Below are 14,122 nucleotides of genomic sequence, written 5' to 3'. Positions count from 1 at the left end.
TGGTTTCTCTGTTAAGCAACTGAGGCTTATGTAACCATGGTAGAGGACTAACCTTTAGTGAATCTTAAACGCGATCAACCACAAAAATAAATAGTATGTATCACTATGAAATTTTCATGGATATACAAGAAACATAATGAAAAAAAGCGCAATTATAACCTTGGAACCGGTTCATAAGTCCTATTTTGTTGCAAATATCTAACATTAATATGCCTATATAACGATATATCTGAAGAGTAGAACTTACCTGGAGTTCATATACGTGAATAGCAAAACTCATTACGAAAAGCTTTTAGAAACAAAAGAGAATTCGATCAGACAGTGTTTTAGGGACGATTTCACAGTTTTCAAGTCAACAATTACATAGCGTGTACAACACCAGGATAAGTCCTTCGTCACAATCGTAGAAGGAGTGAACCATCTTGTTTAATAAGCTTCGCTGGAGTACCATGCCTTTCTTCATCAAAAATTTGGTGATTTCATTCGGCAGCATCATGTTGATCGGTGTAATCCTGATTACTGCCGCGTATCAATTGCAAAAAAATATCTTGGTTGAACAGTTGCACGACCAAGCTACCGTCATCACCCAGAAATGGTACGATGATCTCGACACTGCCAAAGTGGCAGAAGCGGCTAAGGAAAAAAGCTATTCCGGTCCTGTACAGCTGGAAATGAAAGCTTATCTCGATTCCATCCATGAATTCTATCCAAACATCGCGCAAGCGTACATTTTTGGTTCAGAACTTGAGCAAGGAAACGGAACGTCCATCATCGCGATTCCAACGAACCTGTTGGAACCATTCGAGGAAGGTAACCTGCCCGCAGGTGCCATGTACCCGTTGCCTCAGAATAACGTCGTAGTGCTGGAACAGATGAAAAAGGACGGAAAACCTGCCTTCAGTGATTTCTACACGGATGAGTACGGAACCTGGACCACTCTGATCTATCCGATTAATAACGCAGATGGCTCCATGTACGCTGCTCTTTACTTCGATGTAGATGCAAGTGCCGTTCCAAAAGGCCTGAACAAATTGCTTACGTACGGTTTGATGTTCCTGATCGGTTTCCTGATCCTGTTCATGGTGTTGCAATTCATTTTGCTGAAAAGAACGTTGCTTCCGATCCGCAATCTGATGAAAGGTATCGAAGAAGTCAGCACGGGCAATCTGGACGTAACCATCGATACCGGGCGAGATGATCTGGGTATCATCAACGAGAAGTTTAATGCGATGATCCATCGCTTCAATACAACCATCTATAAAGTACAGAATACTTCACATCACCTCTCGGAGTCTTCCAAACAACTACTGGGCATTTCCGAGAAAAATAATGTGAACATTCAATCCATCAGCACCAATATTCGAGAAATATCTACTGGACTGGTGTCACAAGATAAAGCCACTGTGGAGAACGCACGTGCCATGACTGAGATGTCAACGGTAGTGCAGACAATCGCCAGCAGCTCAGCCGATGTGGCAGATGAAGCACTCAGCATGGAGCAGCGCTCCAGCACAGGTAATGTGGTGATGCAACAAGTCATTGAACAGATGCGCCTGATCTCCGGTGCGGTGCAAAATACGTCAAACTCGATTCAGTCTTTGGAAAATAACTCGAATCAGATTAGCAATATTGTTAACGTGATTACGGAGATTGCCGGACAAACCAACTTGCTTGCACTTAACGCTTCAATCGAGGCAGCCCGCGCAGGTGAAGAAGGAAGAGGTTTTGCGGTGGTTGCAGGTGAGGTACGTAACCTTGCAGAGCAATCGCAGGAATCAGCGAAGCAAATTCGACAGTTAATTGAAGAAATTCAGCGGGATATCATGCAGTCTTCCGAGGCGATGCAGTTGGGTTCCAAGGAAGTCACCAAAGGCTTGGAAGTTACCCAAGAGACTGGCGTATTTTTCGAAAATATTCTGACTGCTACGAATAAAGTTGCAAACCAGATTCAGGATATCTCCAGTTCTACTGAAGAAATCTCGGCAAGCACACAGGAAATGTCTGCCACGGCCGATGAACTGTCTGCCAATGTCAGTAAGGCAGCAAGCAGCAGTAAACAAATTGAGCAGTCAATTGATGAGCAGGAAGCCTCCATGGCAGCCATTGTGAGTGCCTCCGATGAGCTCTCGGTTGTATCCGAGCAACTGCAAGAACTGATCTCATTCTTTAAAGTACGCGCAGAATAGAATTAATAGGATACAGATAACAAGAATACGACACAGTAAAAAACCAAGGCTCATGAGTGACTACACTCAAAACCTTGGTTTTTTGTTGTTACCAGGGTAGGTGGGTAGGTTCTAGTTCTATACTTCCCGGTATCATTTAACAGACAGTATTTCTTCTGCATTTATAATGATCTTTTTCTTCTCATTGTAGCCGGATTGTTCGGATCGAAAACCAGCATTTAGTACAACATTGCCCTCACCATTCGATAGTTGTTGAACCTGTTCTGGTGTGAGAGTTATTTCAACTTCTTCCGAATACCAGTTATCTTTCGTTAATTTAGTTGCCAATTCTTCACTGGTGCCCGACCTAGGCGGGAGAATCGTCTTTTCATCCATTTGAAGATCGATATCAAAAAGCTGTTTCGAATGGAAAATCTCGTGATTGGCATCTTCGCCTATATATTTTATTCCCGGTTGAAAATTTAAGTCGTGATCACCAGATTGGTGGACAATTAACCGGAGTTCATACTCCCCCAATTGTCTGGTTGCCGTCATCGTCTGTCCCTCTCTTTGAATCCGGTCTGCTGTATTGTTGCTATCCAATGAGGCGTCGGAACAACCCATTAGGACAAGACACATCATCAGGAGGTAGGAGAAATATTTCAAGGTGGACTCCCTCTCATTCTAATATATAATTTGGCTCTTAGATTTTGGACGCAGGGCAAGAGTTGAAAGTTTCAATTTCTATAAATTCAATTTATTTTTATTTATGGAAATAATGATATATTTTAAAACTTCACTATGATATAGTTACTCTACATTTAGCAAATAAAACCAGAAAAGAGGATATCATGAAAAAGACATTTTTGCTTAGTTTAGCTATGTTCCTACTACTTCTCCCTTTTTCCTCAACAACATTTGCTTTTCAAGAAAGACTTACCGTTTCTGAGAATATGACCTTTACAACAAGGTTATTATCGGACAATTCTAGATATCTATTCAATTTCAACGTGCAAGGTGACGTTGAGTTGAGAAATGTAAAGAAAAAAACTTTGATTTGGAGCACCAATCTCAAGGAACGCAGAGTTGTTATGCTTGTTATAGATCAATATAACGGAAGACTGAAATTGACGGACTATAGCAATACTCCCTACTGGACATCCGACAATCAGGCGTGGGCCAATGCGTGGTATGGCCCGGGAAATGTACCTGAAAATCTTGTGGGCGACTTGCTAATCATGCAAAATGATGGAAATCTAGTTTTGTATAATACAAAGAATATAGCTAAAGGATGGTATCCTGTCTGGGCTACTAACACAGGTGGAGGAATACACGATTAATCCATCCTATTTGATATTTGAGCCGTGAACATTAAAGATAACAAGATATCTAACATATCTGCTATGTCCACAAAGGCATGTGTGATGACCAATAATATGGTTATCACACATGCCTTTTATTTTCAACAATTTATTTTGAGAAATAATCCCCTGCCCTCTTGATCCGCTGTCCGTCCCCCATCCATACCATGACAAAGATCACATCCACCTTCCCTGTTCAAGTGCTACAGTTATCAACGACCAACTGACTGTAATAGTAAATCGGTCAATAAAGGATTTACCTTACTATTATCCTTTCAATCTACAAGGAGGTGTATATGCGATGAAAACGATAGATCGAAGGCAACAGGTGATGGACTCTGCCGAGAAATCCTTTGCCTTGTTTGGCTATAAGGCTACAACGATGGAGCAGGTTGCGAGACTTGCCAATGTGGGCAAGGGAACGATCTATACTTTTTTCGAAAATAAAGAAGAACTGTTCAGCGAGATTCTGCGCTCAATCATTGCGGATATGAGACAGATTACAGAGCAGACCGTGAAGGAAGAGAATTCCTTTCTGGATAACGTGCATATGAGCATGGATTCTTTGCTGGAGTACCGGGAGGAACATGAGCTGTTAATCAAGCTCTTTCAGGAGGTTAACGAGTTTGGTACGCCGCAAGCCAAAGAAGGTTTGCAAAAAGTGGAGACAGCCATTCTTGAATATCTGGAGCGTCAGGTCAGCCGTGCCATGGAATTAGAGCAGATTCGCAGGGATGATCCCAAGTTGGTTTCTTTTGTCCTGCTGAAGCTGTATGTCACCTTAACCTCGGATTGGAACAAAGCTCATCCTACGTTGCACAAAGATCAGATCAAGGATTTTGTGGGCCTCTTTCTGAAGAATGGCTTATCCCCACCTAGAGAAAGGCATGCCACTAGATTCCACACATAATAGAGATAGAACAAACGGATTAGCGTAAGGATAGGGAGAGAACATGATGAAATCATTCCACGTATTTGGGCAGGATCTGAAGTCCGCCTTCAAAAAACCAAAAGTATTTATTCCAATTCTCGTTGTACTGTTCATTCCGGTGCTGTATAGCGGCCTGTTCCTGAACGCATTCTGGGACCCCTATGGCAAAATGAATGAATTACCTGTAGCCGTGGTCAACACAGATCAGGGTGCAGTCTACAATGACAGATCACTGGAGGTCGGTCAGAATCTGGTCGATGAATTGAAAAAAAGTGATGATTTCGACTGGCAATTCGTGACTCGTGAACAAGCAGAACAAGGTATGCAAAACAACACGTATTATATGACGATTGTGATTCCGGAGGACTTTTCCACCAAAGCAACAACCCTGATGGATGAGCACCCTGAGCCGGCAGACCTGATCTATGAGCCCAATGAAGGATACAACTTCCTCGCAGGTCAGATTGGCGGCACGGCGGTCAAACAAATTCGCTCCAAAGTCGCTGCCAAAGTCACAGAATCGTATACCGAAACGTTATTGGATCAGGTCGAAAAAATCTCTGGCGGTTTGGCGGACGCCGGGGATGGCGCAGGTCAGATTCATGATGGTGTGATCACGCTGGATGAGGGTGCTGCTACATTAAAAGAGAACCTGTCCAAACTGGCAGCAGGCACCGACAAGCTCGAAACGGGCGTAGTTACATTAAAAGAAGGTACGTCCACTCTCGCCCAAGGCACAGATGATCTTCATACTGGCGCCAGTGCCCTGTCCGATGGATTGTCCCAATTGGCGGCAGCAGGCACGAAGCTGGGTGATGGAGCAACCCAGGCTGAAACAGGTAGCAAACAGCTACAGGCTGGTCTTCAATCTGCTCAGGAAGGCGCAGCCAGGCTGGATGCAGGACTGGCGGCTTCCAAGGAAGGCAGTGCAAAGCTGACTGCTGGGCTGCAAAGTTCTGTTGAGGGCAGTGGCAAAGTTAGCGAGGGTGCCAAAGCAGTTGCGCAAGGTCTTGCCCAATTAGCTGAAGCCAGTCCAGAACTTGCCGCAAGTCCTGCTGTGCAGCAGCTACTAGCAGCCAGTCAGGCCGTAGCGGCAGGCAGTGAACAGCTGTATCAGGGAGGACAGCAATTGGTCGCTGGCAGCCAAAACCTGTACGCTGCACAGCAACAACTGCATCAAGGCAGCAGTCAGTTGGTACAGGGTCAACAACAACTGGTACAAGGAGCTACGCAGTTGTCCGCTGGACAAGAAAAACTTGCGACTGGTCTACAACAGTTCAATTCCAAATTATCCGAAGCAGCCGCTGGAGGTGCCAAACTTGCGGATGGTTCAGGTCAATTGAATGCTGGTGCAGGTAAATTGGTTGCGGGTGTAAGCCAGCTTACAGACGGCATCTCAACCCTTGCAGATGGCTCACATAAGCTGGATGACGGTGCTGATCAGTTAAAAGAAGGTACCCTCAAGCTGACAGACGGCTCTGGCGAACTTGCCACCAAGCTGAATGAAGCGGCTGAGCAGACGGGGAGTGTGAAGAAGACCGATGAGCTGGTAACCATGTATGCAGAGCCTGTTCAGGTCGATGAGCATAAATATAACGAGGTTCCTAACTATGGTACAGGATTCTCGCCATACTTCCTGTCACTCGGGCTATTTGTAGGGGCATTGATTGCCACACTGGTTGTACCCACACGCGGCAGCACGGTTAGTGAGGCAAGTGGCTGGAATCGTTTTGTGAGTAAAATACTGGCTTTCACGCTCATGAGTGCTGTACAGTCCCTGCTTGCTTCATGGCTGGTCTTGTACGGTTTGGGTCTGAATGTTCAGAGCGTTCCTTTGTTCCTCTTGTTCAGTTTTGTTACCAGCCTAAGCTTCATGTACATCATTCAGGCACTGGTGACATGGCTGGAGAATCCGGGTCGTTTCCTTGCAATTCTGATGCTGATCTTCCAGCTCACCACCAGCGCTGGCACCTTCCCGCTCGAACTGATTCCAAATTGGCTAAAAGTATTCAACCCATGGCTGCCTATGACCTATTCGGTAACGGGATATAAAGCAGTCATCTCAAGTGGGCAGTTCGGTGTGGCTTGGGATCAGATCGGCATTCTGTGCATCTTCGCTGTGATGGGTCTTGGAGGAACCTTAACGTATTTCCTGATGCATCGCACCACGGAGAACGCAAACGTCAGCAGTGAAGTCGCACTTCACCTATAAAAAAGTAAAATAAAAAGCAAAGGCGTTCACCTATGCTCTACCCTCTTCTGGATAACGAGAGGTGTGAGCTAAGGTACGCCTTCGCTTTTTTTAGTTTTAGCTACAATCTTAGTTTGCTAACTTCATATTTCTAGTATGTAGAGTAAATTTCAGAACTTGAGATAGCGAAACTAAACAATAGTACGAGCAAAATAAGTAATACATACATCGCTGTACCGATGATTCCACAAACAAGTCCAGCAATGGCTAATCCTCTGCCTTGCTCCATGCGAACTCTGATCTCTTTGAAGGCCAAAGATGCAAATATAATCGCGACGATTCCGATTACAATACCCACGTAAGGAATCGTGACGGACAGAATTCCCAAAACTAGTGATACAATCGACTTACTATTGGTCTTTGGTACTACATAAGGCGGTGGTGGCAATGTATCGTTATAATAACGATCTACATCATTTTCGCGATGTTCCAAGGTAAATCCTCCCTGTTCTTTAAGTATGTTCATTATAATCGATTAATAGGAAAAGTAATATCCATATTGTGTTAATTATGAATTAACATTAGATTTATTTATTCCCATCATCCCCGGACACACATATAAATCCATAAGCTTATAGATTGTACTTCAAGGATTTGAATTTAAGAACCATTTATCCGTGTGATGATATAAATCAAGAATACCTCTAACATATAGATATTATTATAGTCGTAATACTTTTCTGAATATCTTTGGGGGATCACTACGATGAAAATCGATAAAGTCATGAATATACTTATGATTTTGATGCTTGTACTTATTGCTTTTTATCAGCATAATGTAGCTGTATTATGTTTTAGTATTGTTTTGTTTGGAATCATGAGTTACACCACTTATCGAATTCGAACACGTTGGAATATAGTAACTTATATCGTGTTGACCCTTGTACTGATTATCTGGAACATGTACCTTTGGACATAAGCTATTATTTTCAAAAAAAGAAACGCAATCCCTTATTACTCATAGGATTGCGTTCTATCGACATTTCTTAGATTTGAAGTTTCTTCTATCCTTCCACTTCCACCCGCTGCAAAAACGTCCGGGTACGTGCAAGCTTCGGATTGCCGAAGATCTGTTCTGGTGGACCTGCCTCTGCAATTTCCCCGTTATCCATGAAGAATACACGATCCGCAACGTCACGGGCGAAGCCCATCTCATGCGTTACGATCATCATGGTCATGTTTTCCTGCGCCAGTTGTTTGATTACGCGTAACACTTCCCCGGTCAGCTCTGGATCGAGTGCCGACGTCGGCTCATCGAACAGGAGGATATCCGGTTGCATCATCAGTGCCCGAGCAATGGCAACACGCTGTTTCTGTCCACCGGACAGATTGGCTGGATAGACATCAGCCTTGTCCGACAGCCCTACTTTGCCGAGTAATTCCAGGCTACGGTATCGAATGACGTTTGAGCTTTCTTTTTTCAAAGCCTTCGGCGCGAGTTCCAGATTAGCCTGTACGGTCAGATGCGGGAACAAGTTGAAATGTTGGAACACCATCCCCATGCGATCCGTCATCTTGCGAATATCTGCGGCACCCGCGTAACGGCCATTATCAACCAACGTCTGATCCTGAATGCGAATCGTTCCACCCGAAATATCCTCCAGATGAATCAGGCTGCGCAGCATCGTACTTTTCCCCGAACCGGAAGGTCCGATGACGGCAATTACTTCGCCTGGTTCCACGTTGAAGGATACCTGTTTCAGCACATCAAGTGTGCCGAATGATTTTCTCAATTGATTTACTTCTATTATATGTGTCATATACAGACAGTCCTTTGATTGATCAGATTTAATTTATTCAAATGAAAACCGCTTCTCAAGTGCCTTGAACAGCACGGTGAGTACGAGTGTCATGAGCAGATACATAACCGCCGCCACGAAGAAAGGTAACAGCTTTATGTCGCGATTTACCGCCGCTTGGGCGTAATACAACAGCTCAGGCACAGCCACGGCATAGAGCAGTGCCGTATCCTTGATGAGCGTAATGGACTCATTGGCCGTTGCGGGCAATACTACACGAATCATCTGAGGAATAATGACTTTGGTCATCGTCTGCCACTTTGTTAACCCCAGTACCTTCGCTGCCTCATGTTGACCTTTATCAATGGAGAGCAGTCCGCCCCTGAAGATTTCAGCGAAGTACGCCGCATAGTTCAAGATGAACGCAATCCCTGCCGCAACAAAACGATCAAACACCAGATACTCTCCAATCACCGGAAGCAACGGTAAACCGAAGCAGAAGAATAGAATTTGGAGCAGTAGCGGTGTTCCTCGCATCACGTATACATACGTATGGGCAATCCATGCCAGTGGTTTAATCTGGCTTCTCATCGCGAGCGTGACCGCAAATCCAAGCGGCACAGATAACACGATCGCCAGCAAGAACATGAAAATGGTGGTCTGCGCACCCTCTAACATCGGTTTTAAAATGGTCGATAGATAATCCCAACTCATTGTTTTGTCTCCTCTAATCTGTTAACCCCGCATTCCTCTGGGGCATAAATCGCTCCAGCATGGAATACGGGGTCCGTTTTGTTTCTAACTATATATCAGGTGTATAACCTGCCTATTTCAGAACCTTATCTTCACCCAACCATTGAGTGGAGATTTTAGCCGCTGTTCCGTCTGCATTCAACTCATCCAGCGCTTTTTGCAGCTGATTCAGAAGCTCTTCATTGCCTTTTTTGATACCAATGCCATATTGTTCCGGTGCAAGAGATTCATCCATCAGTTTGAATGTTCCCTCTTCTTTGGACATGTAGTATCTCGCTACCACTTCATCAATGATGACCGCATCCAGACGTTTTGTCTTCAGATCCGTCAGTGCAAGCACGTTATCCTTAAATTCAGAAGCTTTGACTTTATCCTTCAGCGGACTTGCTGCCAATGCATCTGCCGCGGAGGACAGCGCCTGCAATCCCACATTTTTACCATCAAGTTCATCCAGCTTTGTGATTGGCGAGTCTGCCAAGGTAATAGCTACCTGACTGTTTTCCAGATACGGCTTCGTGAAGAGTACTTTCTCTTTACGCTCATCCGTAATGGTGTACCCGTTCCAGATCATGTCGATACGGCCACTGTTCAGCTCTGACTCTTTGGAAGACCAGTCGATTGGCTGGAATGTGATTTCTTTACCCATTTTCTCCGCTGCAGCTCTTGCGTAATCAATATCAAAACCAACAATTTCATTCTGCTCGTCGCGGAAGCCCATTGGAGCAAACTTGTCATCAATTCCTACAACAATCGTGTTATCGTCTTTGCTTGCGGAACTGGAACAACCCGCCACAATCAATACACATATGCTAATGAATAATAGTAGAATCGCTTTTTTTCTCATCTCTCGAACCCCTCCATGTCTATAACCAAAACCCAAACGCTTTAGTTCGTTACCACGTTATCAGAGATTTATAATAACATAGCATGGGAGAAGAGTCGAGTCTCTTGCCTATTTCCTTCTATTTCATGTAGTTTAATTGTCAACAATCTGTGAAAAAACCTCTTTCACTTGTGCTGGTTCTACCAGCTTCCCGCGTACAGTCAAATTCCATAACTCTGGGTTCTGAAGCTCCTTTAATTCCGTACCTGTCCATTGTTGGGCAGATTCACGACGTAAGGTATGGCTGGTATTCTCAAACTGGTAGACGACCTGCTCCAGATTATCGATCATAACAAAGTTCGCAACCGCATTATATACGAGTATCCGCTCAAGTTCCTCTGCATCCATCTCACGCGTATCCAAGCTATAATTCACTTGGACCGTGAACGTCTCCGGGTACAGTTGGTAACCATTCAATCTTTCACGTAAAGGTAAAGCCTGATTCAGATGACTAAGGTTTGAATTATCCCCCATGTAGGGACTGCGATATTTGGCTAAAGCGGCAAAATCATGTGTCAGCGGATTCTGCTGCTCTGCTTCATACCGATCCTGCTTTGCCTCGATCCTCGGATTAACGAAACCCTCAACGAATACGAGACCAACCACACCCAGAACAACGAGGGCAATAATCCATATATTCCTCCCTCTCATAACGCATCACTCACTTCATACTTGCTAACGATCCGATACGCCCGATGCACTACCAAAGGAATAATAACGCTTAGTAACGGGATGGCAAAGGCAATGACGATCACAGCAAACTGGTAGGGTCCATCCACCTGAATGGGTCGATTAAACCAGATGTTGCTTCCGAATCGCAACGCTGCCTGCGTTCCCCATAATACGAGTATTAATGCCGCCCACAACCACCATATTCTTCGATTCCACTGTAATAAGGCAGGGATTCGAATAACCGTGATTTTAACAGAAGTTGCAGGATCATTCGTCCTGTTTGTCAACATATACAACACATACGTTCCACCAACAATGAGACTCACGATCATAAGCAGATTGTTTATGGCGGAGCCTTGCATCAGCACTCTCATTGGAATGGTAATGATCCAGGCTATGAGGCTATAAATTAGAGCAGACTGCAACAACGCTGTCCAGTAAGGAACACGTTGTACCCTTCGATGGTCACTCATCACTTCATCCATACCAGCGATATGCTGAATGGCGGTCTGGAACGCCTTCTCTTCACTCATACCCTGCGAGATATAATCGTCAATCCGCGCAGCGAGATTGCTGTGAATCTCTTCTTTTAATTCTCGATTGTCTAATGTATCTTGTGCGTGAGCGAACAAACGATTCACATGACGGGTGATGCGAGCATCCAATCTCATAGGTCTTCATCTCCTTTTTCTCCAGTGACAATCATGCAATCAATCAGTGCCTTGGCTGCTTGCCAAGCATGAACCTGCTCTCTATAGGCTTCAAGGCCTTGCGTTGTAATTCGGTAATATTTGCGTCGTCCTCCCTGCGTCTCTCCCCCCCAGTAGGACTCCACATATCCACTCTTCTCTAGCCTCTTCAAACTGGAATAAAGCGTGGGTTCCTTTAATTCAAACTGCTCTCCACTCTTGCGATAGATTTCCTTAATAATGCTGTAGCCATAGTTATCTGCGGGTATAAGTACACTCAGAATGATGGGGTCAATATTACCCCGTATCAGATCACTGTTAATCACTTGCACATCCATCTGCGAGTTTCACCGACTTTCTTCCATCCTGCGTATACTATAAAACATATTACTATGTCTGTAAAGGTAATATGTATCGTGTAGTACACCCTTAACTAGCAAAGCAACCTTTCCCCCTTATCTCCGTCTGGAAGATATTAGGGAGGTAATAGAATGAAATCGCTAACTAGAATACAGAACTTCATCTCACTTATGTGTCTTACAACAGTTCTCCTGTTGGCCGGCTGTAACACTACTCCAATTAACAGTACCAACGAACCCTCCTCTGCCCCAGCAAATCACCAAAAAGAAGTGGAACCAGACCCCACTTTGCCAAAGGATCTGCCTACTCCGATTATCCAGACTGCAAGTGGCATCTCCGTTCCTGCTGTTCAAAGCAGCTATTGCTGGGGCAGTAAATGTGCTGATTATGTCGGTGGGATCACCATGTTGGAAGGAACAACGCCAACTCCGGTTCTTGCAGGAGAAAAAGTGACCATTGAGATGGATATTCCAATTCCCCCCGACAACGTAATGATGTATGAATACGTCGGTGACCAGACGCGCGAGATTTCTTCACAGGATGGTACATTTCACCTTCCCCAAGAAGCGGGAATTTATTATTACGGCGCATTTATAAATTGGTCTTCAAAAGAAGATCAACAAGTCAGTCTTGGGAGTACCTCATTTGCTTTTAGTGTACAGATCAAGGAAACAAATTGATGCGCTCCATGTAGAAAAAGGCCAACTCTCCGTCTGGAGAATCTGGCCTTTTCCTATTTTCTGATGTTTCTATGATCTCTATATCTAATCAACGGTAATACTCAACACTATTGCTGTACTTTCTCGCGATCTTTTCCTTTATCGGATTCGCCCGCATTTTTGTTCGCAGCATCGCGATCCTGTTGCATCTCTTCCACCGTTTTCACTTTGAGACGAGCAGCACCCTCATATTCCTTCGTTGGAATCAGGTCACCTGCAGCAAGTCTTGCTTCTGCGGCGGCAATCGCATCTCCGTACTGCGGCAACCACTGGGCCTGTGCAACCAGCATCTCGTCGACCATCTGCCAGATTTCTTTTGGATTACACACGGCACCCACGAGCGGGTCCATCATGAACGCCTGACGAAGTAATTTGTCGTCTCCGTTCACCGCGGCTTCAACTGCAAGCCGTTGCACGGAAATGCTCACATTACATACCGCAGCCGGGCCAAGAGGCAGATCCCCTACATGCGGCATAGAGATACCGTTGCGATCCACATATCCCGGTGCCTCAATAATTGCATCATCCGGTAAGTTCGAGATCACCCCATTGTTAACGGTATTGAAATGCCCACGGTAGACACGTCCCGTCTCCAGTCCCTCGATAATATATGAACCGTGCTCCTCGCCCCGTTTTTCTGGAATGAATTGCATAGGTTCATCCTTCATCCAGTTAGGAAAATCAGTTTCAAACCAGTTGCGCCCCTCAGTACATACCCGCAGATAACCACCTGTTTCTCCGTTAATCCAATTGCCCAGGTCGATCCATTCGTTAATCTCTTCCGGACGTTTGCGGTACCACGGCACATATTCACTCAGGTGACCATTTGATTCCGTGCTGTAATACCCGAAGCGGCGCAGCATATCGATCCGCACTTTCTCAGTGCGGCTGTACTCGGGATGTTTCTCGAAGGCTTCGAGCAGATCACCTGTAAGGTCTTTACTTTCATGAGATGCCTGGATATACCAGGTCTGATGGTTGATGCCGGCACAGACAATATCCACTTCACTCTTTTTCAAGCCAAAAGCTTCCGCAATCTGATGATGACCATGCTGTACGCCATGACACAGGCCGATTGTCCGTACACCACCGTACTTGTTGCAAGCCCAAGTCAGCATCGCCATCGGATTGGAATAGTTCAAGAGCAGCACGTCGGGTGCGCTCTGTTCACGAATATCTTTACAGATATCCAGCATCTCAGCGATCCCGCGTTGTCCGTACATAATGCCGCCTGCACACAGCGTATCGCCGACACATTGATCTACCCCATATTTCAGTGGAATATCCACATCGGTTGCAAATGCTTCCAGTCCCCCAACACGAATTGTACACAGTACATACTTCGCATCTTTCAACGCTTCTTTCCGATCCGTTGTTGGCTGAATCTGAATATTCAATCCATTCTCACGGATATCCCGCTGACACAGCTCAGTCACCATGTCCAGATTGTGTTGGTTAATATCGCAGAACGCAATTTCAATGTTGTTAAACTCTGGTACCGTCAGCAAATCCCTTAGCAATCCCCGTGTAAATCCTATACTTCCTGCCCCGATAAACGCCACTTTAAACGACATGCCTATGTCCTCCCCTAATCCGAAT

Annotated in this window: 14 protein-coding genes; 5 read left to right on the top strand and 9 right to left on the bottom strand. The window is 45.0% G+C overall.

Features of this window, described 5'->3' with window-relative positions:
• Positions 1–449: 449 nt before the first annotated feature.
• On the top strand, positions 450–2,186 hold the full coding sequence (locus tag MKY44_RS05395) for a methyl-accepting chemotaxis protein (protein WP_341009788.1): 1,737 nt from the start codon (positions 450–452) through the stop codon (positions 2,184–2,186).
• A 132-nt stretch (positions 2,187–2,318) separates the two neighbouring features.
• Here MKY44_RS05395 and MKY44_RS05390 read toward each other — a convergent pair whose 3' ends face one another.
• Positions 2,319–2,720 carry a hypothetical protein gene (locus tag MKY44_RS05390; RefSeq protein ID WP_341006323.1) on the bottom strand — a complete coding sequence of 134 codons (402 nt, stop codon included), beginning with the start codon at positions 2,718–2,720 and terminating at the stop codon, positions 2,319–2,321.
• 296 nt (positions 2,721–3,016) lie between these two features.
• Here MKY44_RS05390 and MKY44_RS05385 point away from each other — a divergent pair, with 296 nt between their 5' ends.
• The 3 genes from MKY44_RS05385 to MKY44_RS05375 all read left to right on the top strand — a co-directional run bounded on the left by MKY44_RS05385 (position 3,017) and on the right by MKY44_RS05375 (position 6,669).
• Complete coding sequence (locus MKY44_RS05385; RefSeq protein ID WP_076319415.1) at positions 3,017–3,505, top strand: hypothetical protein; 489 nt, start codon at positions 3,017–3,019, stop codon at positions 3,503–3,505.
• A gap of 322 nt (positions 3,506–3,827) precedes the next feature.
• Positions 3,828–4,436, top strand: a complete 609-nt coding sequence (locus MKY44_RS05380) for a TetR/AcrR family transcriptional regulator (RefSeq protein ID WP_341006322.1) — start codon at positions 3,828–3,830, stop codon at positions 4,434–4,436.
• A 46-nt stretch (positions 4,437–4,482) separates the two neighbouring features.
• Positions 4,483–6,669 carry a YhgE/Pip domain-containing protein gene (locus tag MKY44_RS05375; RefSeq protein ID WP_341009787.1) on the top strand — a complete coding sequence of 729 codons (2,187 nt, stop codon included), beginning with the start codon at positions 4,483–4,485 and terminating at the stop codon, positions 6,667–6,669.
• A 130-nt stretch (positions 6,670–6,799) separates the two neighbouring features.
• Here the strand turns inward: MKY44_RS05375 and MKY44_RS05370 are convergent, their stop codons facing one another.
• The 7 genes from MKY44_RS05370 to MKY44_RS05340 all read right to left on the bottom strand — a co-directional run bounded on the left by MKY44_RS05370 (position 6,800) and on the right by MKY44_RS05340 (position 11,782).
• Positions 6,800–7,141: a DUF4190 domain-containing protein gene (locus MKY44_RS05370; RefSeq protein WP_341006321.1), complete on the bottom strand. Its 342-nt coding sequence runs from the start codon at positions 7,139–7,141 to the stop codon at positions 6,800–6,802.
• Between the two features lie 571 nt (positions 7,142–7,712).
• Complete coding sequence (locus MKY44_RS05365) at positions 7,713–8,468, bottom strand: amino acid ABC transporter ATP-binding protein (RefSeq protein ID WP_341006320.1); 756 nt, start codon at positions 8,466–8,468, stop codon at positions 7,713–7,715.
• A gap of 33 nt (positions 8,469–8,501) precedes the next feature.
• Positions 8,502–9,161, bottom strand: a complete 660-nt coding sequence (locus MKY44_RS05360) for an amino acid ABC transporter permease (RefSeq protein ID WP_341006319.1) — start codon at positions 9,159–9,161, stop codon at positions 8,502–8,504.
• A gap of 112 nt (positions 9,162–9,273) precedes the next feature.
• Positions 9,274–10,044 (bottom strand): amino acid ABC transporter substrate-binding protein, encoded by a 771-nt coding sequence (locus MKY44_RS05355; protein WP_036606344.1) that lies wholly within the window; start codon positions 10,042–10,044, stop codon positions 9,274–9,276.
• Between the two features lie 132 nt (positions 10,045–10,176).
• Entirely contained in the window at positions 10,177–10,734 is a 558-nt protein-coding gene (locus MKY44_RS05350; protein ID WP_341006318.1) for a DUF4825 domain-containing protein, read from the bottom strand.
• Entirely contained in the window at positions 10,731–11,426 is a 696-nt protein-coding gene (locus MKY44_RS05345; RefSeq protein ID WP_341006317.1) for a permease prefix domain 1-containing protein, read from the bottom strand. The genes MKY44_RS05350 and MKY44_RS05345 overlap by 4 nt, the downstream gene beginning before the upstream one ends.
• Complete coding sequence (locus MKY44_RS05340; protein ID WP_036672526.1) at positions 11,423–11,782, bottom strand: PadR family transcriptional regulator; 360 nt, start codon at positions 11,780–11,782, stop codon at positions 11,423–11,425. The genes MKY44_RS05345 and MKY44_RS05340 overlap by 4 nt, the downstream gene beginning before the upstream one ends.
• Before the next feature lie 153 nt (positions 11,783–11,935).
• On the opposite strand from MKY44_RS05340, the gene MKY44_RS05335 reads away from it, so the two are divergent.
• Positions 11,936–12,484: a hypothetical protein gene (locus MKY44_RS05335; RefSeq protein WP_341006316.1), complete on the top strand. Its 549-nt coding sequence runs from the start codon at positions 11,936–11,938 to the stop codon at positions 12,482–12,484.
• A gap of 107 nt (positions 12,485–12,591) precedes the next feature.
• Here the strand turns inward: MKY44_RS05335 and MKY44_RS05330 are convergent, their stop codons facing one another.
• Positions 12,592–14,097, bottom strand: coding sequence for an alpha-glucosidase/alpha-galactosidase (locus MKY44_RS05330; RefSeq protein ID WP_341006315.1), 1,506 nt, complete (start codon positions 14,095–14,097; stop codon positions 12,592–12,594).
• Between the last annotated feature and the right edge of the window lie 25 nt (positions 14,098–14,122).

The organism is Paenibacillus sp. FSL R7-0026, from assembly GCF_038004485.1.
Lineage (GTDB): Bacteria > Bacillota > Bacilli > Paenibacillales > Paenibacillaceae > Paenibacillus > Paenibacillus xylanexedens_A.
This window is presented reverse-complemented; position numbering and strand designations above follow the sequence as displayed.